The organism is Micromonospora sp. Llam0 (assembly GCF_003751085.1).
GTDB lineage: Bacteria > Actinomycetota > Actinomycetes > Mycobacteriales > Micromonosporaceae > Micromonospora_E.
In genome coordinates this window covers 371377-393804 of sequence record NZ_RJJY01000002.1, presented here as the reverse complement: position 1 = coordinate 393804, position 22428 = coordinate 371377, and the positions used below count along the sequence as shown (strand labels likewise).

Below are 22428 nucleotides of genomic sequence, written 5' to 3'. Positions count from 1 at the left end.
ACCCTCGACCTGGTCGAGGCCGCAGAGTCCATGGACGTGGAGAGCGACATGCACAGCATCGGCGAGACGGCCCGGACCAGCGGGCTGACCGTCAGCGCGCTGCGGTTCTACGACGCCGCCGGCGTGCTGGTGCCGGCTGCGGTGGATCCGCACACCGGCTACCGGTGGTACGCCGTCAGCCAGCTGCGCGCCGCCCGGCTGCTGGCCGGGCTGCGCCGGGTCGGCCTGCCGCTGGCCGAGATCACTGAGGCGGTCCGGGCGTTGCCCGACGTCACGGTGGCCCGGCGGCTGCTGGACGTACACCTGCTGCGCCTGGTCGACGGGCTCGCCGATGCCCGCCGGGAGCTCTCCCGCATCCATGCCCTGCTCGATGCCGAGGAGAACCGGACAACCATGACCACTACCACGACCCGGGTCACCGCCGACGCCGCCGACCTGGCCGGCGCGTTGGACGCCGTACGGTTCGCCGTCGGCACCGACCCCGAGATTCCCGCCCTGGCCGGGGTGCACGTCGAGGTCTCCACCGACGTCGTACGGTTCGCCGCGACCGACCGTTACCGCATGGCGGTCGCCGAACTCGTCCCGACGGCGGTCGACGGCCCGGCCGTGACGGTCCTGGTGCCAGGCGGCTTCGTGACTGGCGTGCGCAGCCAGGTCGACCGCAACCCGGTAGCGGAACTGGTCTTCGGTCCGGACGGCGTCGACGCCTCCGCGCCGGGCTGGCGGATCACCACCGCCCCGCTGGACCACGACTTTCCCGACTATCGGCCGTTGCTGCCGGTCCGGGGCGCCGAGGGCCGACGGCAGGTCACCGTGGACGCCGCCGAGTTGCGACGGGCGCTGGCACCCGACCGGGCGCCGAGGGTGCTGCGTGAACACCTCGGCGCCACGCACCCGGTCGCCGTACTGGCGGTGTCGGACACCGGCGTGGTCGAGCTCGCCGACGAGGCCGCCTGGCACGCCGCACCGGACCGGTACGTCGCGGTGAACCGGGAGTTCCTGTTGCAGGCGGTGGCGGCTGCCGGTGGCGGTCAGCTGGTGCTGGACCTGGACGGGCCGATCCGGCCGCTGGCCGTGCGGCTGCCCGTCGACGACCGGAGCTGTTCGTTGCTGATGCCGATCCGGCACTGACGTCGGCGCGGTGCGGCCCGGGGCCCCGGGCCGCACCGCGCCGCGGGCGGCCGGGGGTGGGCGGACGCGTCGTAGAGTGGTCTGATGAGTGGCGAGGTCGTGCCGTCGCGGCGGGAACTGCGGATGTCCGATGCGGACCGGGAAGCGGTCGTCGCCCGGTTGAACGCGGCCGTCGCCGAGGGCCGGCTGACGCTCGCCGAGTTCTCTGACCGGGTCGACGCGGTGTTGCGGGCGCGCACCTTCGGCGACGTGGAATCCCTCGTCGCCGACCTGCCCGCGGTCGATCCGGTCGCCTCGGTCGCCGCCGCCGATGCGGTCGAGCTGCGCAGCCAGGCGGGGCAGTTGCGGCGTACCGGCCGGTGGAGTGTGCCGCGGCGGCTCGTGGTTCTCGCGAAGGCGGGTTCGGTGCTGCTGGACATGCGGCATGCCGTCTTCGGCCACCGGGTGGTGGAGATCGAGTTGTTTACGCAGGCCGGGTCGGCGACCATCGTGCTGCCGCGCGGGGCGACCGCCAACATCGACGGGGTGACCACGTCGGCGGGCTCGGCGCGGGTGAAGGTGCCGGCGGTGCCGGAGCCGGGCGCGACGGCCCCACACGTCGTCATCACCGGTAGCACCGCCGCCGGCACCTTGTCGGTGCGGTACGAGTACCGGTTCTGGCGGTGGAGTTGGTAGCTGGCGGGTCCGCCGCCAAGCTCCCGCCGCGCATCGCCAATGGGCGATGTTATCGATAACAGCGGCGGCCTGTTGGCCGCCTGCCGTCCGGTACTGGGCTGGTGAAACGTTGCTGCCGTCCGAGCGAAACACCAGCCGGGTGGCGGCCACTGACACGGCAGCACGAAACACGCCTGTTACCTCTTGACGCCCGTGGTGTTATCGTTCACAGTCGATGGAACACCCGTTGGGGCGCGACCGGGAGTGAGTCGGCTGCCGCTGCCCCGACCGGGTGCCAGCTCCGCCAACCGGGCTGGTGGGGCCGCATGTTAACGCTCACTGGCTGGGCCCACAGCGGCCAGCGGGCCGGGTGGTGCCGCCAGACGTGCGGCCGACCGCCTGGCCCGCGGTGACGGAGGAAGACATGGCAGAAACAGCCCAGGTCGGTCGGACCACCGACCGGAAATGGATGCGCCGCATCGCGGCGGCGACCGCAGCGGTCCTGGTCGGCGGCGGCCTCGTCGCGCTGACGACGACCGCGGCATCGGCGGCGACGGTCGACACCAGCGCGTGGTACGTGCTGCTCAACCGCAACAGCGGCAAAGCCCTCGACGTGTACAACCTCGCCACCAACGACGGCGCCCGGATCACCCAGTGGTCCCGCAACAACGGCAACCAGCAGCAGTGGCAGTTCGTCGACTCCGGCGGCGGCTACTACCGGCTCAAGTCCCGCCTGTCCGGCAAGGTCCTCGACGTCTACGAGTGGTCCACCGCCAACGGCGCGGCCATCGTCCAGTGGACCGACCACAACGGCACCAACCAGCAGTGGCGCCTCGCCGACTCCGACGGCGGTCACGTCCGACTGATCAGCCGACACAGCAACAAGGCCCTCGAAGTCCAGAACGCGTCGACCGCCGACGGCGGCAACATCGTCCAGTACGACGACTGGGGCGGCGCCAACCAGCAGTGGCAGCTCGTCCGGGTCGACGGCGGCGGCAACCCCGACCCCGACCCGACGACACCACCGCCGTCGGGGGAGTACACGAATCCGGTGGTGTGGCAGGACTTCGCGGATGTGGAGGTGATCCGGGTCGATGACGTGTACTACATGACGGCGTCGACGATGCATTATTCGCCGGGTGCGCCGATTCTGCGGTCGTACGATCTGGTGAACTGGGAGTTCGCCGGGCATGCGGTGCCGAGGTTGGAGTTCGGGTCGAAGTACGACCTGTCGGGGGCGCAGCGGGGGTATGTGCGGGGGATCTGGGCGTCGACGTTGAACTACCGGCGGAGCAACGGGACGTACTACTGGGCGGGTTGTATCGATTTCAGTCAGACGCACATGTATACGTCGTCGTCGGTGGAGGGGCCGTGGGCGAAGCATGCGACGTTGCCGTGTTACTACGACGCGGGGTTGTTGTTCGACGATGACGACACGCCGTATGTGGCGTACGGCAACGGGACGATCAGTGTGGCGCAGTTGTCGGCGGATGGTCGGTCGCAGGTGCGGGCGCAGCAGGTGTTCCAGACGCCGTCGAGTGTGGGGACCTTGGAGGGTGCGCGGTTCTACAAGCGTAACGGTTCCTATTACATCTGGTTGACGCGGCCGGCGAACGGTCAGTATGTGTTGCGGTCGACGAACGGGCCGTTCGGGCCGTACGAGATGCGGCAGGTGTTGTTGGATCTGCCGGGGCCGATCTCGGGTGGTGGGGTGCCGCATCAGGGTGGTGTGGTGCAGACGCAGAACGGTGACTGGTACTACATGGCGTTCGTGGACGCGTATCCGGGTGGGCGGATGCCGGCGTTGGCGCCGATCACCTGGACGGGTGACGGGTGGCCGCGGTTGCGGACGGTGAACGGCCGGTGGGGGGTGAACTATCCGCGGCCCAACCTGCCGGCGCCGCCTCGGGTGGTGAAGCCGTTGACGGGGGTGGACACGTTCGCGGGGACCGCGCTGGGGCCGCAGTGGGAGTGGAACCACAACCCGGACAACTCGCGGTGGTCGGTGAACGACGGGCTGCGGTTGTCGACCGCGACGGTGACCAATGACCTCTACAGTGCGCGGAACACGCTGACGCATCGGATTCAGGGGCCGACGTCGACGGCGACGGTCGAGTTGGATTATTCGTCGATGCGTGATGGTGACCGGTCGGGGTTGGTGATGTTGCGGCAGTCGTCGGCGTGGGTCGGGGTGCGTCGGGACAGTGGTTCGACTCGGGTGGTGATGACCAACGGGTTGACGATGGACAGTAATTGGAACACGACCGGGACCGGGACTGAGGTGGCGAGTGCGCCGGTGTCGGGTGGTCGGGTCTGGTTGCGGGCGAATGCTGACATTCGGCCGGGTGTGGGGCGGCAGGCGCGGTTTTCGTACAGCACGGACGGGGTGAATTTCACGTCGTTCGGGCCGGCGTTCACGTTGAACAACGAGTGGCAGTTCTTCATGGGTTACCGGTTTGGAATCTTCAATTACGCGACGCAGGCACTCGGCGGCGCCGTCACCGTCCGACGGTTCGAACTCTCGACCCCCTGACCTCTGGAGTAGACGATCATGAGCTCGTCCTTTCTCAGCCGTCGTCGCCTGCTGCAGGCCGCCGGCGCGACTGCGGTGGTCTCCGCCACCGGCGTCACCACCACCACGGTCCTCGGCGCCGCTCCGGCCGCCGCGGCCCTGGCACCGGCCCGCCCGGACATCGGCGTGGGGGCCTACGGATTCGACGTCGGCCAGGCCCGGCTGAGCGCCAGCCGATGGCTGGACAACCAGAACCGCACCATCAACTACCTGCGCTTCGTCGACGTCGACCGGATGCTGCGCAACTTCCGGGCCAATCACCAGCTGTCCACCAACGGCGCCGCGTCCAACGGCGGCTGGGACAGCCCGACGTTTCCGTTCCGTACCCACATGCAGGGACACTTCCTGAGCGCCTGGGCGTTCGCGTGGGCGGTGACCGGCGACAGTGTCTTCCGGGACAAGGCCAACTACATGGTGGCCGAACTCGCCAAGTGCCAGGCCAACAACGGCGCGGCCGGCTTCGCCGCCGGCTACCTGTCCGGGTTCCCCGAGTCCGACTTCAGCAGCCTGGAGGCCCGGACGTTGAACAACGGCAACGTGCCGTACTACTGCATCCACAAGACCCTCGCCGGCCTGCTCGACGTGTGGCGCTACCTCGGCAACAACCAGGCCCGCGACGTCCTGCTCTCGCTCGCCGGCTGGGTCGACTGGCGTACCGGCCGACTGTCCAGCAGCCAGATGCAGAACATGCTCGGCACCGAGTTCGGCGGGATGAACGCCGTCCTGACCGACATCTACCAGCAGACCGGCGACAGCCGGTGGCTCACCACCGCGCAGCGGTTCGACCACGCCGCCGTGTTCAACCCGCTCGCCGCCAACTCCGACCAGCTCAACGGGCTGCACGCCAACACCCAGGTGCCGAAGTGGATCGGTGCCGCCCGGGAGTACAAGGCCACCGGCACCACCCGCTACCGGGACATCGCCAGCAACGCCTGGAACATCACCGTCGACGCGCACACCTACGCAATCGGCGGCAACAGCCAGGCCGAGCATTTCCGGGCACCCGACGCCATCGCCGGGTACCTGCGCAACGACACCTGCGAGGCATGCAACACGTACAACATGCTGAAACTCACCCGGGAGCTGTGGCTGCTCGACCCGGGCCGAGCGGCGTACTTCGACTTCTACGAGCGGGCGCTGCTCAACCACGTGATCGGCATCCAGAACCCGACCAGCAGCCACGGACACATCACCTATTTCACTCCGTTGAACCCGGGCGGCCGGCGCGGCGTCGGCCCGGCCTGGGGCGGCGGGACCTACAGCACCGACTACGACTCCTTCTGGTGCTGCCAGGGCACCGGTCTGGAGGTCAACACCGCACTGACCGACTCCATCTACTTCCACGACGGCACCACGCTGACGGTCAACCTGTTCATGCCGTCGGTGCTGAACTGGTCGCAGCGGGGCATCACCGTCACCCAGACCACCAGCTACCCGGCCAGCGACACGACCACCCTCACGGTCACCGGCAACGTCGCCGGGTCGTGGACGATGCGGATCCGGATCCCGGCCTGGACCAGCGGGGCGACGGTCAGCGTCAACGGTGTGCAGCAGGGCATCGCGACCACCCCGGGCAGCTACGCCAGCCTGACCCGGACCTGGTCGGCCGGCGACACGGTAACCGTTCAACTGCCGATGCGGGTGATCATGGTGCCGGCCAACGACAATCCCGACGTCGCCGCGATCACCTACGGTCCGGTGGTGCTCTCCGGCAACTACGGCAACAGCACCCTGAGCGGGCTTCCCTCGCTCGACACCGCGTCGATCACCCGGACCAGCGCCAGCGCCCTCGCGTTCACCGCCACCGCGAACGGCTCGTCGGTCGGCCTCGGCCCGTTCCACGACGCGCACGGGCACAACTACACCGTCTACTGGAGCGTCGGCTCCGGCGGCGGCAACCCCGGTACGGCCAGCTTCCGGCTGGTCAACGCCAACAGCAACCTGGTCCTCGGGGTGCAGAACATGTCGACCGCCGACGGCGGCCTGGCCCTGCAGTGGGACGACAACGGCACCGCCGACCACGACTGGGAGATCATCGTCGACGGCGGCGCGATCCGGCTGCGCAACGTGCACAGCGGCAAGGTGCTCGGCGTGGAGAACATGTCCACCGCCGACGGTGCCCGCATCCTGCAGTGGTCCGACACCGGCACCGCCGACCACCGCTGGACGGTCGTCGACGTCGGCGACGGCACCCACAAGCTGCGCAACGTGCACACCGGCAAGCTGCTGGCCATCACCGGCGGCTCGACCGCCCCCGGCGCCCAGGCGGTGCAGGACCCGGACAACGGCAGCCTGGACAACCAGTGGCGGTTCCTGCCGAACGGCACCCGGCGGATCCAGAACCGGGCCAGCGGGCTGGTGCTCGGGGTGCAGAACATGTCGACCGCCAACGGCGGGCTGGCCATCCAGTGGGGTGACACCGGCACCGCCGACCACCTGTGGACGGCGGTCACCGACACCGGCGGCTACCTGCGGCTGCGCAACTCGCACAGCGGCAAGGTGCTCGGCGTGGAGAACATGTCGACGGCGACCGGCGCCCGGGTGCTGCAGTGGGACGACAACGGCACCGCCGACCACCGGTGGCGGCTGCGGTACCGCAGCGACGGCTACTTCCGACTGCAGTGCGCCAACGGCGGCAAGGTGCTCGGGGTCAGCGGCGGGTCCACCGCGCAGGGGGCGCAGATCGTGACCTCGGACGACTACGGCCAGAACGACACGCTCTGGCGGTTCGTCTGACCCGTACCGGCTCGGGCCGGTCGCCCTCACCCGGCGGCCGGCCCACCCGGCGGCCGGCCCACCCGGCGGCCGGCCCACCCGGCGGCCGGCCCACCCGGCGGCCGGACACCCGACGGCCGGACACCCGACGGCCGGCCGGAGTCGCGCGGTCCGACCGCGCGGTCGGGTCAGTGGTCGACGGTCCCGGCCGCAGCCATCACCCGCAACGCGTTGGCGTCGACCCGCAGCCGGATCGGGGTCTCACCACACACCTCACCGTCGATCTCCACCGGCGCCGGCCGATCCGTCTCGACCAGCAGTTCGCCGACCGCGAGGAACGGGTCGTGCCGCAGGGTACGCCGGTGCCCGGTCGCCGCGTTGCGTACCGTCGCGCCCAGCAGGCTGTGCCGGGTCGCACCACCTACCGGGTACGCGACCAGCAGCCGGTCGTCGGCGTTGGCATCCGCGGTGATCGGCCGGCCGGCCTGGTGACCGCCGTTGGCGACGTACAACTGGTGGGTCTGGAAGTCCCGGTTGCTGCTGGCGGTACGGACGCTGACCCGTAGCGGACGGTGCCGGGCCATCAACGCCGCCGCCGTCGCCGGATAGGCGAACTTGCCGACCACGCGTTTCAGCCGGGGCGGGGTGCGCAGCATCACCTCGGCGGACAACCCGATGCCGACGTGGTTGGCGAACGGCAGGTCGCCGGCGAGGCCGAGATCGACGTCGATCACCTTGCCGGAGCTGATCACGCGGACCGCCGCGTCCAGGTCGATCGGGATCCCGAGGGTACGGGCGAAGTTGTTGGTGGTGCCCAACGGCAGCAGCCCGAGCGCGATGTCACGGTGGGCGAGCAGCCGGGCGGCGGCCCCGATGGTGCCGTCCCCGCCGCCGGCGATCAGCAGGTCCGGGGCCATCCGGACCGCCTCGTCCAGGCTGCGTTCCAGCTCACCCGGCTCGTCGACCGGGTAGCTGGCGATCAGCTCGAAGCCGGCGTCGGTCAGCCGCCGGACGGCGTCGGTGTAGAACTGGCGGCCCCGGCGGGACTTGGCGTTGACGATCAGCACCGCCCGCCGTCGCTGCCGGATGGCGTCGCTCAACTCCTGCTTGGTCCGCACGGCCAGACCTTATCCTCACCGGCCGCGCGACCCCCTGACCCGGGGGTCGCGCGGCCGGCGCGGATGCCTACCTGCCGGACATCATCAGCTCACCGTCACCGCCGAGCTGGCGGTCACCGCCACCGCACCACCGGTCAGCTGGTGGGTGAAGGTGAACTCGCCGGGCCGGCGGGTGCGGACGTGCAGCTCCCAGGTCAGGTCGGTGCCGGCGGTCAGTGCCACCTCCGGCGAGATGGTGCCGACCAGGGCGCCGTCCTGCACGGCCAGCGGAATCCGTACCCAGGCCCCGTCGACCCGCAGCTGCACCGCGACGTCGCGGGCCAGCAGGTCACCGTCGGGGTGGGTGACCGTCAGCGTCGACTCGGCGGTGCCCTGGTCGACCCCGCTCGGGTTGACCACCCGGACCTCCGGGTGGAACCAGCCGTCCACCTCGGCGGTCTGCGGGTAGGTCGAGGTGATCGTCGCCGCCTCGGCCAGCACCAGAGACGACTCGGCGTCGACCAGCCCGCTGTACCAGCCGGTGTCCAGCTCCAGTTGGAGCTGGTACCGACCGGGCTGCGGGTCGTCGACCTCGAACCCGTACGGCTGAGCCGACCAGTCGAGGTAGCCGGCCCGGATCTCCGCTCCGGTCGGGTCGGACAGCCGCAGCACCGGCCGGGCCTCGTTGGGCGCCAACGCCCGGACCGCCGGCACGACGTCCTCCAGGCGGGTCACCGCCGGCAGGTCGGCGAACGGCCGCACGTCGGTGGCGCGCACCGTCGCGAACGGGTGCCCGTGCGCGTCGGTCACCGACCAGTCCACCTCGACCGAGCCCGGTTCCGGCGTCGACGCGGCCAGCTCGACCTGCGCCGCGCCGCCGAAGCCGAACGTGGCGTCGAACGGGTCGATCCAGTCCATCTCCGGCAGGATCTCGCTGACCAGCCACCAGTCACGCTCCAACCGGGGCAGCTGGTGCACGGTGACCGCCTGGTAGCTGTCCAGCGTCGCGACCAGCGGTCCGGGCCCGAACGAGTACGCCCACGGCGCGGTGCCGGCCGGGCGCAGGTAGACGGTCGCCTCATGGTTGCCGCCGACCAGGTCGGCGGCGAGGTCCACCCGGGTCGACAGGTCCTGGGCCGCCTCGGCCCCGGCCGGCCCACCGGCCAGCACCCGGGGCGCGAACAGCACCTCGTCGTCGTCGAACACCGTGATCACCTTGTGCAGCAGGTACGACGTACCACCGTCGGTCGCGGCCTTGCGCACCACCAGGGTGTAGCGGTCGACGGCGGCCGGCGTCTCGAAGGTGAGGGTGCCGGCGTCGTCGGTGGCGCCGACCGGGATCACGACGCCGTCGTGGACCAGCTCGACCGCGGCGCCGGCCAGCGGGCCGGGCTCGGCGTCCGGAGCGTCGACGGTACGCGCGGTGAGGCTCACCCGGGGCGGACGCACCCGGAACGACCCGGTCAGGTACTCGAGCGTCACGGCGTAGCTGCCGAGCTCGGCCCGCTGCACCGTCCAGCTGACCGTCTGGTTGACGCCGGAGCCGAGGTTGACCGTGGTGGTCGCCGCCGACTCACCGTCGACCCGCAGCACCGCCTGGTACGGACCGGCCGCCGCGCCGATGTTCTTCACCTGGGCGGTGACCCGTACCGGTTCGTTGCTCTTCACCACCTCCGGGTCGACCGTCAACCCGTGCACGGCGAAGTACGGCTGCCCCTCCTCGGCCGGGCGGGCCGCCCAGTCGATCGCGTCGAGGAACAGCTGGGTGGCCTGCTCGGTCCAGTCGACCGGGCCGCGGGTCACCGACACACCGTGGGTGGACAGCAGCACGTGCCGGTTGGTGGCCCGCTGGTCGACGCCGATGCCGCCGCCGTAGATCCCGGTGGTGTCGCTGCGGCCCAGGTCGGCGAGGGTCTGCCGGCCGTCGCCGGAGTAGTCGCCGAACCAGGCGATCCACTTGGCCTGGGTGCTGTCGTCCAGCGGAATCCGGTCACCGACGGTGTACCCGTCGAGGATCGGGTGTTCGGCGGTCACCTCGTAGTACGACTCGGCGACACCGGTCCCGCCGGTGTTGGAGCCGGTCGAGACGGGCTGCCCGGTGTGCTGGGACAGCTGCCGGATGCCGTTGCCGGTGCTGTAGGCGTGATCGGTAAAGATCACCCCGGTGCCGGCGGCGTCGGTGGCGTCCAGGAACGCCTGGAAGGTCGCCTCGTCGTAGTCGCTGCTCACCCCGTAGCCGAGCACCACGACCGGATGGTCGGCGGCGGCCACCAGCTCGTCCCAGTCGTAGATCACCGTCTCGATGCCGCGCGGAGCGAAGATCTCGTCGGCGTACGTGTCGACGTAGCTGCCGACCAGGGCGACCGTCTGCGGCGGCGGGCTGAGCGTGAAGTCGGCGGTGACCGCGCCGCCCTCCGGAATGGTCACCTCGACGGCCGGGGAGACGTCGAACCGGGGATGGCCGGCGGTGATCCGGTAACTGCCGGCCGGCAGTTCGAGCCGGTAGCTGCCGTCGGTGCCGGTGACCACCGGGCTGCCGACCGGCGCGCCGTCGGCGGAGACCGTGACCGTCACCCCGGGTACGCCGTGGCCGCTCTCGTCGAACGTCGCGGCACCGGTGACCACCCCGATCGGCAGCGGCACCATCGCCAGTTCGACGGTGGTGAACGACTCCTCGACCACGACGACGTCGGCGACGCTGGCGGTCTCGTGTCCGAACGCGGCGGCGGTCAGCGTGTAGCTGCCGGGCGCCAGCCGCAGGGTGAAGGTGCCGTCGTCACCGGTACGTACCGAGGCCCCGCCCGGCGTGACGGTGACGGTGGCGTCGGCGACCGGGGCACCGGTGCCGGCGGTGGTGACCTGGCCGGTGACGCCACTGTCGAGCGCCACCTGCACGGCGGCGGCGTACGCGTCGATCCGGCCGTGGCCGTACCGGGTGTCCGGTGCCACGTCGGCGTACCGGTCGTCCCAGAACGCGGTGTCGATCAGTGCGGTGCGGGTGGCGTCGACGCTGAGCTCCGGCGCGCCCTGCAGCAGCAGCGCGGCGACCGCGCTGGTGTGCGGGGTCGCCATCGAGGTGCCGCTGGCGTAGCGGTAGCCGCCGTCCGGGCTGGCCGACCACACCTCGTCGCCCGGGGCGGACAGGTCCGGGGTGACCCAGCTGTCCGGCCAGTCCGCGGGCGGGCTGGCCCAGCTGGACTTGTTGACCACGTTGCCGCAGGAGAAGTCGGCGACGTTGTCGTCGATGTCGGTGGCACCGACGCCGACGGCCTCGTACACGTTGCCGGGGCTGGACGAACCGACGCCGCAGCTGCCGAGGATGTCCTCGTTGCCGATGGCGAACGACGGGAACGCGCCGGCGGCGACGATCGCCCGGGTCGGGGCGACCATCTCCGTCGAGTAGCTCGGTGCGCCGAGCGACATGCTGACCACGTCGGCCGGGCGGCCCGCCGGGTTGCCGGCCGAGTCGGTCGGTGCGACCGCCCACTGCATGCCGGCGGCGACCTGGGCGAAGGAGCCGCTTCCGCCGGGGATCACCAGGCCGTGCGCCATCTCGGCACCGGGCGCGCCGCCGATTATCACGCCGGACGCCGCACCACCGTGGATGGTGCCGGAGACGTGCGTACCGTGGGTGGACGAGTCGTGCGGCTCCGAGGCGACCAGACCGCCGGCGGAGCTGAACTCCATCCAGCCGCCCGGGTAGGTCGGGTCGGTCGGGTCGTCGGTGGCCATCTTGCCGACCAGGTCGGGGTGGTCGATGGCGACCCCGGTGTCGAGGGTGACCACCCGGACACCGGTGCCGTCCAGACCGAGTTCGGTCCACACCTGCTCGGCGCCGATGCGGTCCATGCCCCAGGTGATCCGGTCGTCGATGATCGACGCGGCCGGGTCGGCAGCGGCGGTCATCTCGGTCTCCGGCACGCTCAGGGTGAAGTTCGGTAGCACCCGTTGCACGCCGGGCAGGCTCGCCAGCGCAGACAGCCGGGCGGCGTCGGCGGTGAACTCGACGAGCAGCATGTTGGTGATCCAGAAGCGGTTGACCACCCGTACGTCGCCGGCGGTCTCGGCGTGTTCCTCCAGCGCCGTTTCGACCTCGGCCTGGATCTCCTCGGAGTGGGCGCGCAGCTGGTCGACGGCGGTGTCCGGGTTGGTCGGATAGCGCTGCGGGTTGGGCAGCATCAGCAGCGCCTGGACCCGGTCGCCGGTCGATTCGGCGACTGTGGCCTGTAGCTCCTCGGCAACTGCGGCGGTGCCGGCACCGGGGGCGTCGGCACCGCCGTCGGTGGGCGCGGCCGAGACGGGCAGCGGTACGCCGAGCAGCCCGCCGGCCAGCACGGCACCAGCGGTGACGGCCAGCAGGCGGCGTGCCCGGGGCAATAGTCGTGATAGGGAGGGCTTGCGTCCTGACATCGATCGTCTCCTGGATCGCAGGGCCGGGATCAACCGGTTGGCATCGAAGATCGCTGAACGCCAATGGCGAACATGTTGATGTCGATGACTCCCCGCCGTCAACCCCTCACGATCCGAAACGGGGATCTTCGACGTCGATCGGCGACCGGAGCCGGTACCGGTGGCCGACCGCCGTCGGTGTCCCAACCGGTGGTCACCGCGCCGCGAGCGCCGCTTCGAGTTCGACGTACGGGTAGGACGTCGTCCGGTCCTGGAGCATCCGGTGCCAGAAGCTCCCCATGGTCTCGGCGATCCGCGCGTCCCGCCGCACCAGTGCGCGGGCTGCCGCCGGCAGGTCCGGATAGCCGGCCGCCCGGCCGGCCCGCAGGTATTCGAGGCCGTCCGGCCAGGCCAGCCCGAGCGCGTTGCCGATCAGCGAGAACGTCAGGTGGGCGGCGGTGTAGCACCGGTCGTAGTCGCGGTGCCGGTGCAGGAAGTCCGACTCTGCCGGGCTGAGCTCGAATCCGGAGTGGACCGCCAGGCCGAAGTCGGCGAAGTAGATCCGCCGGCCATCCGTCAGCAAGTTGCGGAAGTGTGCGTCGAAGTGCACGAAACCGTGCGCCGACATGACCCGCGTCCCAGCCCGCAACGACCGGTCGACCAGGTCGTATGCGGCGGCGATCCGATCCGCAGGACCAGCCCGATCGTCGGAGCGGGCCTGCTCGGCCAGCCAGGTGTCCACCTGGTACGGGATGTGTTCGATGAACAGCACGAGGCTGGCCGACGCCTCGGCGATTGCGGTGAGCCGGTCCCGCACCGCCGCCGAGTCGCCCCAGCGGCGTACCCAGGTGTCGATCGAATCCTCCGTGGACAACGGTGTGGGCGCCGAAGCCACCGCCGGTCGCGGCAGTCTGCGCCAGTGGTGCAGCAGCGGGAAGCCGGCGAACCGGCCCTGCCGCACGCAGTCCGAGACCAACTGGTGCGCTGCCAGTTCCCGCCACGCGCCGAATCCGGTGGAGCCGAATCCGTACTGGTAGAAGGTCGGAAGCCCGAAGACGTTGCGGGTCGAGCCGAAGTTGCCTGGTCCCTGCTCCACCTCGGTCAGCGGCACCCGTTTGACGAACACCGGTACGCCGGCGACCGACATGGTCGCCGTCGTGCCGCCCATACCGGTGCCGACCGGGGTCGCTCCGGTCAGCAGGTCGGCAAGCTCGTCGTCGTCGAGCGCGGCCAGGCAGGCACCGACCGTACGGTCCCGGGCTGCCCGTGCCTGGTCGCGCCTCAACCTACCCACTGCCAGCCGTCACCCAGTGTCCATCGGACCTGGCAGGGGTCGGCGAAGCAGTCGAACCCGATGTCGTGCGCCGGCGCTGCCGTGCGGTAGAGGTAACCGACCCCGCCATCCGGAATCCCTGTCCACGTCGGAAGGAACAGTGCGCTTCGGTCCTCCCCGCGCGGGCCGATCCAGGCCGCCCTCCCCGTGACCGACAGGTGCCGCAGATCGTCTGGCAACAGGGCTCCGTAGTACTCGTCGGAGTCGAGCCCGCCGGCATCCGCGAGAGCCGCGATGGCAGCGAAGTCCTCGCGGTGGAGCCGGAACTGGCCGTGCGCGTAGGCGTACGTCCAGTCGACGGCGACCACACCCCCGCCCGCCAGAGCCGCGATGGCCACCGCGCCGGCCGCCGCCGCCCGTCGTCGCCGTCGCCGTCGCCAGGCGATCACTACGAACGTCGTCGTGGCCACCATGGCAAGCAGCCAGACCAGTCCGTACACCACTGGTGCGAGCAACCACAGGTTGGCGATCCGTACGCCGAACAGATGAACTCCGGCGACCACCGTCCAGGCCGCCACGACCATCGCCAGCTGAAAGAACTCGCGCCCCCGCGTGCGTGTCGGCTGGTCGTGGTCAGCCCTCTGCGCCATTGTCACATTGTGGACCGTGCCGCAACAAGACGTGCGCCCTGACATCGGTCAGTTTCGGTCCGCGTCAGGTGGCGGTCAGCACCTCGTAGAGGTCGGGTCGGCAGTCCAGCGCGGCCTGCCGAAGTGCGGCGACCCGGGCCAGTTGCTCGTCCGCCGGCAGCGACCGCAGCGTGGCCAGCGCCTCCTCGACCATGCCCTGTACGGGGTGCCAGAACTCGTCCGGTGCCGCGTCCCGGCCCTGCAGCCAGAGGCCGGCCGCCGCTCGGGCCGCCTGGATCGGCTCCCAACCGTCGACGTCGTCGAGGGCGGCACCGCACGCCCAGGTGCCGGCGCCGTCGAGAATCTCGGCTTCGAGCGTGGGCAGCCCGGAGGCGATCGTCCCGTCGCCGTAGATGAGCAGCTCGAAGTGGACGGTGTCCCGGCGCTGCGCGATCGCGGTGCCGTGCGGGCTGACCTGCTGCACCACGGCGGTCGGCGGGTCGGGCAGCTTGGCCAGGAGGGTCAACGCCCGCCGGGCCGGCCCGACCAGCTCGGGCAGCGCCGATGCGTCGACCCGGCTGACGCAGACCCGGGGCGTCCCGTCAGCGCAGACCAGCCCGGTGGCCTGCAGGTCGGGGTGGGCGGCCTCGTCGACCGGTGGCAGCACGATCAGGGCGACGAGCAGCCCGACGACGCCCGGTAGCACGGCGAGCAGCCGGGATCGGCGGGTGGCGGCGGCGTACAGCGCCCACCCGGTCGCCGCCAGGGCGACGAACCACACCAGCTTGCCCACGACGGCCCGGCCGTCGATCGTGGAGTAGCCGTCGGCCGGTCCGAGGAACGCCGGACCGAGCAGCGGGACCCGGCTGCCGGTGCTCTCGGCGAGCAGATGCAGTCCGACGACGACGGCGAGCGCACCTACGGCGAGCAGCGGGGCGGTCAGCCGGGACGGCAGCAGCCGACCCAGGCCGAGGCCGAGCAGACCTGCCGCCGCGACGCTCGCCGCGCCCAGCAGCACCGGCCAGACCCAGCCGGTCGGCTGATGGTCGGCGGCCAGCACCGCGCGGGCCAGCACCTCGATCACTCCGCCGGTGTATCCGCCGGCGAGGCAGCCGACGACCGCAACCGCCCGGGGCGCCACCCGGACCAGGCCCGGTCGGGCGCTCGTCGCGACCAGCTCGGCCATCCTGCTGGCCTGATCCCGCCGGCCATAGGTGGCACCGACCGCGAGCACGAGCGGCCAGATCAGGTCCAGTGCGCTGTGGTGGGCCAGCACCCCGGCCATCCAGTACCCGTCCCAGCGTTCGGGGTCGGTGGCCGACCAGGCCGCCACGATCGCCAGCCCGACACCGAACCACACCACTGCGGTACGGCGCAGTTCCACGAAGAGAATCCGACCCGTCACCGTCGTCGCACCGTCCTGTCTTCGTTCCTGTCGTCGTTCACAACCGGCAAGACGGACCGGGCGACGGGCCCGGCTTTGAGCGTCGGTGTGAGCTGGATCTCACCTCCGTCGACCGGCTGGCCTGACTGCTGGACAGCCCAGCAAATCGGATGGCGGCGGGTGTGGTGGCAGGGCGATCGACGGTGGGCGTGGTGGCAGGATGGGCGGCGTGCCGACCGTGCAGCCGTCCGCCCTGCATCCCGAATATTCTGCCCTGCATCCCGACTATCCGGTCCGCACCGAGCGGCTGCTGCTGCGTCCGCTGACCGGCGACGACGTCGAGGAGCTGTTCGCCTACCGTAGCCTGCCGGCAGTCTGCCGGTACGTGCCGTTCGAGCCGATGACCCGCGACGTCGTCGTCCAGCGGCTCGCCACCCAGTGGGCCAACACCGGCCTCACCGACGAAGGCCAGGCCCTCACCCTCGGTGTCGAGGTGGCGGCGACCGGTCGGCTCATCGGTGACGTCGTGCTTTTCTGGCGTAGCCGGGTCCATCGCGGCGGCGAGATCGGGTACGTCGTACACCCGGACGCCGCCGGCCAGGGCTTCGCCACCGAGGCGGCACGGGCGCTGCTCGCCCTCGGCTTCGACCAGCTCGGCCTGCACCGGATCGTGGCCCGGGTCGACGAGCGCAACGAGGCGTCGGCCCGGCTGGCCCGGCGTCTCGGGATGCGTCAGGAGGCCCGGCTGGTGCGCAGCGAACTGCTCAAAGGCGAATGGAGTACGGAACTCGACTTCGCGATGCTCGCCGACGAGTGGGCGGCGTACCGTGACGGTCGGACACCGGCCCGGCCGTGACAACGGTCGGACATCGGATCGGCCGGGAGGAGACAGCGATGTGGGATCCGGCCGCCTACCTGCGCTTCGCTGATCATCGCTCCCGCCCGTTCGCTGACCTGCTGGCCAGGGTCGCCGCCGCCGACCCGGCCGTGGTCGTCGACCTCGGCTGCGGGCCGGGCACCCTCACCGTCCACCTTGCGGACCGCTGGCCGGAAGCCGTCGTGACCGGGATCGACTCGTCGACCGAGATGATCACCGCTGCTCGGGCGCTCGGGTCACCGGTCCGGTTCGACGTCGGCGACGTGGCCGACTGGGAACCCGGCCCGGACGTCGACGCGGTGATCTGCAACGCCGTACTGCAATGGGTGCCCGAGCATCCCACCCTGCTCGACCGGTGGGCGGCCCGGTTGCGACCCGGTGCGGTGCTGGCCTTCCAGGTGCCGGGCAACTTCGACGCCCCGTCGCACCAGGCGATCCGTTCGGTCGCGGCGGACGCTCGCTGGCGGGATCGGCTGCCGGACATCCGCGGCGGCGACGCGGTGCTCGACCCGGCCGGCTACGCCGCCCGACTGCTGCGAGCCGGTTGTACGGTCGACGCCTGGGAGACCACGTACCTGCATCTGCTGCCGGCCGGGGACGCCGATCCGGCGGCGCATCCGGTGCTGGCCTGGGTCGAGGGGACCGCCGCCCGGCCGGTCCGGGCCGCCCTCGACGATGCGGGGTGGGCCGCGTTCTATCGACGGCTCGGCGAGGAGTTGACGGCCCGGTACCCGGCCCGGGACGGGCTCGTCGCGTTCCCGTTCCGACGGGTGTTCGTGGTGGCGACGAAGCCGGCTGGCTAACCTGTGGGTGTGCGCGGTGCGGTGCGGTGCGGGTGCCTCGATGGCTGACGCCGACGACGTCCGCCGGCTGGCGTCGGCGCTGCCGCAGGTCGTCGAGATCGACAGCGACGGCTTCGACTTCCGGGTCGCAGGCAAGGGCTTCGTCTGGTCCTATCCGGAGCGCCGGCCCGGCAAGCCACGGGTGATCCGGACCGACGTCGCCGTGCTGTACGTCGGCGACGAGGCGGAGAAGCAAGCGTTGCTGCTCGGCGAGCCCGACCTGTTCTTCACCACACCCGGCTACGACGGACTGCCGCTGGTGATGCTCCGGTTGGCGCGGGTCGACGTCGACCGGCTCGCCGAGCTGGTCACCGACGCCTGGCGGATGCGCGCCCCGGACGGGGTGGACCTGCCGTCGGGGTGAGCCCGCCTCGTGCCGGTCAGGAGTCCAGTGCGACGGTCACCGTGACCCGGCACGGCCGTCGCGGCGGGCGATGGTTGCCCGCCGAGCGACCGCCCTCACTGCATCACGGTGGCCGGCGGGTGCGTCGGTGAGGTCGGGCAGGCGAAGACGTGCAGGGTGTAACCCCGACCGATGAGTACATCAACCGGGTTGCCGTCCGGATCGTCGGCGGTCCGCCAGCGGGCGCTGCCGTTTTGTTCGCCCGAGCTCGCGGTGAGCAGCAACGTCATAGCCGCCCCGCACTCGGTGCAGTCGACCGGGTGCCAGTCGGAGAGTGACCAGTTGGCAAAACCGCCGATCTTCCAGCCCGGTGCGAGCGACAAGTCGGCCTGATAACTGTGCCCGGACTGCTTTTCCCAGGCGTACAACTGCTTTTTGAGATTCTCCGGCAGAAGTCCGACGTACTGGTACTCGCGGACCTGTTCCGGGCGCACCAGGCACGGCGTCGGCAGGTAGTTCTCGTTGACCACCACCGGCTCCGGCGCCGTTGCCAGCTGCTCGCCGAGGTCGGCGGTCCGCCGCCAGCGGAGCTCCACCCACGGGCTGTACCCGTTGTCGGGGTGGTCCAGTGGGCACCACAGTACCTGCAGCAGGTCCGCGTCCGGTGGGCCGGTGAGGTCCGCGACATCGTGCCGGTACAGCTGGGCCACCGGTACCAGCGCGATCGGCGTCTTCGCCAACGACACCGGCTCGGTGTAGTCGAACTCCGGCACGTCGGCATTCTCCGCGTCGGTCAGCCGGTACGGCTGGCCGGTGGCTGCCGCGCGTGCGGTGGCCGCCGCGTAGATCCGGCGCATCCGGCGTACCGTCTCCGGGGTCAGTAGCCGGTCGACGTAGTGCTCCCGGCCGGTGCAGTACGGCCAAAACTCGTCGGCCGGCCAGCGCAGCGGACCGCCGATCGAGCTGTCGTCCGGGCCCGGCTGCCCGGGGTGGGGGTGCAGCCGGGTGGCGGTGGCCGCGTGCTCCCTCAGCTCGGGAAACAGCTGCTCGATGTCGACCAGCGGTGAGCCGGCCGCAGGGTCCGACGGTGAATGGCGCGTTTCCGATCGCGGTGTGACAGTTTTCTTCGCTCGGCGAGCAGGAACCTGATTGTGCCCAGTAGTCACCGGGCCTGGTCGCAGACGAGAATGTTTTGTCACGTTTGCATTGGCGCGTGTATCCGGACTGTCTCAACATTGACATACCGCTATCGATCTTGTGGGTTCGTCGACTCTTATTCGAGAAGCTGCGGTATCCGGCCGCAAGCTGCGGTATCCGGCCGCAATGTATACGGAGGAATCATGTACGTGAGGAAGAGAGCGCTCGCCAGCGCCGTCGCTGCGGCTGCCGTCGCGCTGACCATGCTCGGCACCAGCGCGGCGCATGCCGCCCCGGACAGCGGCAAGCAGACCACGGGCTCAGCCGTCGCCCGGCTCGACGACCGGCTGGCTCCGGACCGGACCGCCCGTGCCACGGTGGCCGCGTCGGCCGCCGCGACCGCGACGTTGGAGACGATCCAACGCCGGATCGCCGACTACGTCGCCACCCACAGCACCAAGTACACGTTCGGCAGCTACCTCGACGCCACCACCGGCAAGATCGTCGTCGACACCGACGCGCCCGCCGACCTGGTGGCCGCGCTGATCAAGCCGGCCGGCACCTCAGCGGCACACCTGCGGGCGGCCAGCGAGGTACAGGTGGGCCGGTCCACCATCAGCGACTTCTGGCACCGCCGTGACGACATCCAGCCGTACTGGGGTGGCGGCGGCATCACCCAGACCGCCGGGGTGGCCTGGTGCTCGGCCGGGTACGCGGTGCGCAACGGTGCCGGCACCCGCTTCTCGGTCACCGCCGGACACTGCTTCGCCAACGGTGTCAACGTGCTCACCGAGTCGGGTGCCAACCCGTACGGCACCGTGTCGAACCGGCGGCTGCCCACGGTGAGCGGCCACGCCCAGGACATGGAGCTGGTCGGCGGCCGGTCCTACTCGGGTCGGATCTTCACCGGCGGGGTGACCAGCACCTCCAGCGCCCCGGTGGTGGCGGCGGGCACCGCGTACGTCGGCTTCTCCGACTACTGCCACAGCGGGCGGACCACCGGCGAGCACTGCGGGCACACCGCGACCAGCATCACCGGCCAGGTGTGCACCTCGACCGGCTGCAAGTCGCCGGTCATCGTCTTCAACGGCGGCACCCAGCCGGCGGGCGGCGACTCGGGCAGCCCGTTCTACGTCAAGGACACCTCGGGCGGCGCCTGGATCCGGGGCAACGTGATCGCCGGCAACGGCGTCACCAGCTACGCGGAGCGCTACATCGACGTCGCAGCCGCGTACGGCGTCAGCATCGTCACCGGCTGACCCCGTACCCACCGCTGAAAGGGCCGGGGACCATCCAGCGGTCCCCGGCCCAGCCTCGTCCGGCCCTCGGTCGCGTCCTCAGGTGACCCGTAGCGGCCACGGGCCACCGAAGGACACCAGCCGGTCCGTGCCGCCGTCCGGGACGATCACCACCCGCGCGTACAGCTCGTAGTCACCAGCCGGAACCGGTCCGCCGGCCGGTTCGCAGGAAACCAGCGGTACGTCGCCGGGCAACCGTTCGACGTCGCCGGCCGCCAGATCCCACTGGACACCGATCAGGTCCTGCGCCGTCGGAACCGCCGCCACCGCGCCCTGCCGGACCAGGAACACCTCGGCCCCCGGGCTGACCACGCCACGGACAGCGCGTCGACTGGTCACCTCGACGGTGCCGGTGACGGCGCGGTCGGTGCCGGACGCCGTCGACGGGAACCGCCCGTCGACGGTCAGCACGCCGTCGCCCGGCGTCTCGAACGGTTGCCCGCAGCCGAGCCGGTCGGTGCTGTTGGTCGGAGCGGGATTCATGGTCGCCCCCTCCTCGGGAACCGGTCCGGAGCTGGCCGCGCCGACCGGACCGGCAGACCCATCCGTGCCAGGTGAGCTACCTGCGCCGGGGCCCGCGCAGCCAGCGGCGGCGAGCGCCACGACGAGCGGGACAAGAGCGAGCCTTCCGGTGTACCTCCGATGGTGCTGCATGGCCACCTCCTTGGCGAGGGGCGTCGGATCAGACAGCGATTGGACGCGTACGCAGCGACTTCGGTTCCCTGGCCCGCGGGCTGCGGCCGTAACCTCAGCCGGTCAGAACGATCCCGACAGCGCGCCGACGACCCCGAAACCGCCGCAGCACAGCACCCCGAACACGACGAGCGCGACCAACGCGATCAGATAGTTCGACCACATCCCGAACTTCGTCACGTCGGTGCCGTACCCGTCGTGGACGCGGTTGCGCCAGCCGCCGAACCGGAACGACAACGGATGCGCCGCGCCGGGGTGCGCGACGACCGTCGTGGTGATTACCGGCACTCCCATGAAATCGGTGTACCGGACGTCGTGCTGGCCGGCCGGCACCGCCACGTGCCAGGTGCCCTCCCCGGGGATCGGGACGTCCCGGCCGTCGACCTTGAACCTGCCCGCCGCCGTCGCAGGCACCAGGTACGGTCCCCGGTTGACCGAGACGACCAGCACGGCACAGCCCGGCGGCGGTGCGATCGGATGTGGGTAGGCGATCAGGAGGGACACGGCACCGGGCATCTGCGGGTAGCCGGGATGGTGAGGGGGGTAGGACACAACCACATCCTGACATGCCCTGTTGCATCGATGCGTCACTGTGAGCGCAGAGCGGTCACCGGTGTGAAGGTGGGTCAGCGCCAATGGTCCGTGCAGCCGAAGAAGTGATATCGGGGTGGGCGGCGTTCGGGTGGGTCGTCGCGATCGCCGCCGGGGGCGGTCTCGTGGTGTTGGGGCTGATCTGGCTGCTCGTACGCGGTGAGCAGTTGCGCGACGCCCAGCTCGTCCAGCAGTTGCGGGCCGATCTGCTGCCGGAGGCCGCCCGGACCGGATGGGTCGAGTCCGAGCCCGCGCCGGAGCTGACCCGGTGGGGCCTCGGCACGGTGGTGCCGGACGAGAAACGTTGCTGTTCGCTCGCCAGCCAGCAGGCGGGCCATCAGGCAGCCCTGATCTGGTGCGTGCACGGCGACAACGACGGGACGTTGCGCTACACGGTGCTGCTCGTCGGGCTGGCCGTCCCGGTGCCGGCCATGGAGATCCGCCGCCGGTTCAAGGTCTTTTCCCTGCTCCGGCCCGGGTCGACCGGTCAGGAAGCCGACGAAAAGGCTCGGTTCGAGCAGACCTTCAAGATCGTGTCGTACGCCGGTCCCGATGCCCTCCGTCGGCTGTCGACCGGCCCGGTGCGTCGCGCCCTGCATCGACTGCGCGAGCTGGGTGGGCTGGACCATGAGCCGATCCGGGTCGACGGCCGGGCGATGCGTGTCGTCCTGTACGGCTGGCCACGGCTACCGGCAATCAGCGAACGGCTGACCGCCACCATCGAACTCGCCAGCGCGCTGTCGACGACCGGCACCGACGACCCGGCACCGGCAGGTACCTGACCGGCGGACGATCGAGGCAAC

General features: G+C 70.9%; 17 protein-coding genes. 9 read left to right on the top strand and 8 right to left on the bottom strand.

The annotated features are described in order from the left end of the window. The first annotated feature begins 48 nt into the window (after positions 1-48). From EDC02_RS28840 to EDC02_RS28825, 4 genes are all read left to right on the top strand, one after another. Positions 49-1131: a MerR family transcriptional regulator gene (locus EDC02_RS28840; protein ID WP_123607193.1), complete on the top strand. Its 1083-nt coding sequence runs from the start codon at positions 49-51 to the stop codon at positions 1129-1131. An 84-nt stretch (positions 1132-1215) separates the two neighbouring features. Then, positions 1216-1806, top strand: a complete 591-nt coding sequence (locus EDC02_RS28835; protein WP_123605473.1) for a DUF1707 domain-containing protein — start codon at positions 1216-1218, stop codon at positions 1804-1806. 448 nt (positions 1807-2254) lie between these two features. Next, positions 2255-4318 carry a family 43 glycosylhydrolase gene (locus EDC02_RS28830; protein WP_123607192.1) on the top strand — a complete coding sequence of 688 codons (2064 nt, stop codon included), beginning with the start codon at positions 2255-2257 and terminating at the stop codon, positions 4316-4318. An 18-nt stretch (positions 4319-4336) separates the two neighbouring features. Continuing rightward, positions 4337-7093 (top strand): beta-L-arabinofuranosidase domain-containing protein, encoded by a 2757-nt coding sequence (locus tag EDC02_RS28825; RefSeq protein WP_123605472.1) that lies wholly within the window; start codon positions 4337-4339, stop codon positions 7091-7093. Between the two features lie 167 nt (positions 7094-7260). On the opposite strand, the gene EDC02_RS28820 is transcribed toward EDC02_RS28825, so the two are convergent. The 5 genes from EDC02_RS28820 to EDC02_RS28800 form a co-directional block, all read right to left on the bottom strand. Next, positions 7261-8190 carry a diacylglycerol kinase family protein gene (locus EDC02_RS28820; protein WP_123605471.1) on the bottom strand — a complete coding sequence of 310 codons (930 nt, stop codon included), beginning with the start codon at positions 8188-8190 and terminating at the stop codon, positions 7261-7263. Between the two features lie 84 nt (positions 8191-8274). Further along, the gene (locus EDC02_RS28815; RefSeq protein WP_148083672.1) at positions 8275-12579 is read right to left on the bottom strand and encodes a S8 family serine peptidase; all 4305 of its coding nucleotides are present in this window, start codon (positions 12577-12579) and stop codon (positions 8275-8277) included. Between the two features lie 193 nt (positions 12580-12772). Next, the gene (locus tag EDC02_RS28810) at positions 12773-13843 is read right to left on the bottom strand and encodes a protein kinase family protein (RefSeq protein ID WP_123605469.1); all 1071 of its coding nucleotides are present in this window, start codon (positions 13841-13843) and stop codon (positions 12773-12775) included. Further along, positions 13840-14481, bottom strand: a complete 642-nt coding sequence (locus tag EDC02_RS28805) for a hypothetical protein (protein WP_148083671.1) — start codon at positions 14479-14481, stop codon at positions 13840-13842. The genes EDC02_RS28810 and EDC02_RS28805 overlap by 4 nt, the downstream gene beginning before the upstream one ends. A gap of 64 nt (positions 14482-14545) precedes the next feature. Then, positions 14546-15865: a hypothetical protein gene (locus EDC02_RS28800; RefSeq protein WP_123605467.1), complete on the bottom strand. Its 1320-nt coding sequence runs from the start codon at positions 15863-15865 to the stop codon at positions 14546-14548. Positions 15866-16073: 208 nt separating this feature from the next. On the opposite strand from EDC02_RS28800, the gene EDC02_RS28795 reads away from it, so the two are divergent. From EDC02_RS28795 to EDC02_RS28785, 3 genes are read left to right on the top strand one after another with little or no spacing between them, the layout of a single operon-like run. Further along, positions 16074-16700 carry a GNAT family N-acetyltransferase gene (locus tag EDC02_RS28795; protein ID WP_233606493.1) on the top strand — a complete coding sequence of 209 codons (627 nt, stop codon included), beginning with the start codon at positions 16074-16076 and terminating at the stop codon, positions 16698-16700. A 38-nt stretch (positions 16701-16738) separates the two neighbouring features. Further along, positions 16739-17524, top strand: coding sequence for a trans-aconitate 2-methyltransferase (locus tag EDC02_RS28790; RefSeq protein ID WP_123607191.1), 786 nt, complete (start codon positions 16739-16741; stop codon positions 17522-17524). A 40-nt stretch (positions 17525-17564) separates the two neighbouring features. Beyond that, positions 17565-17927: an MmcQ/YjbR family DNA-binding protein gene (locus tag EDC02_RS28785; RefSeq protein ID WP_123607190.1), complete on the top strand. Its 363-nt coding sequence runs from the start codon at positions 17565-17567 to the stop codon at positions 17925-17927. A 95-nt stretch (positions 17928-18022) separates the two neighbouring features. Here EDC02_RS28785 and EDC02_RS28780 read toward each other — a convergent pair whose 3' ends face one another. Then, positions 18023-19072, bottom strand: a complete 1050-nt coding sequence (locus EDC02_RS28780; RefSeq protein WP_199757951.1) for a hypothetical protein — start codon at positions 19070-19072, stop codon at positions 18023-18025. Positions 19073-19252: 180 nt separating this feature from the next. On the opposite strand from EDC02_RS28780, the gene EDC02_RS28775 reads away from it, so the two are divergent. Further along, positions 19253-20302, top strand: a complete 1050-nt coding sequence (locus EDC02_RS28775; protein WP_199757950.1) for a hypothetical protein — start codon at positions 19253-19255, stop codon at positions 20300-20302. 78 nt (positions 20303-20380) lie between these two features. On the opposite strand, the gene EDC02_RS28770 is transcribed toward EDC02_RS28775, so the two are convergent. Next, complete coding sequence (locus tag EDC02_RS28770) at positions 20381-20824, bottom strand: hypothetical protein (protein ID WP_123605464.1); 444 nt, start codon at positions 20822-20824, stop codon at positions 20381-20383. A 273-nt stretch (positions 20825-21097) separates the two neighbouring features. After that, entirely contained in the window at positions 21098-21586 is a 489-nt protein-coding gene (locus EDC02_RS28765) for a hypothetical protein (RefSeq protein WP_123605463.1), read from the bottom strand. A gap of 83 nt (positions 21587-21669) precedes the next feature. Between EDC02_RS28765 and EDC02_RS28760 the strand changes: the two genes are divergently transcribed. After that, a complete protein-coding gene (locus EDC02_RS28760) occupies positions 21670-22407 on the top strand; it encodes a hypothetical protein (RefSeq protein WP_123605462.1) in 738 nt (245 codons plus the stop codon). Positions 22408-22428 lie beyond the last annotated feature (21 nt).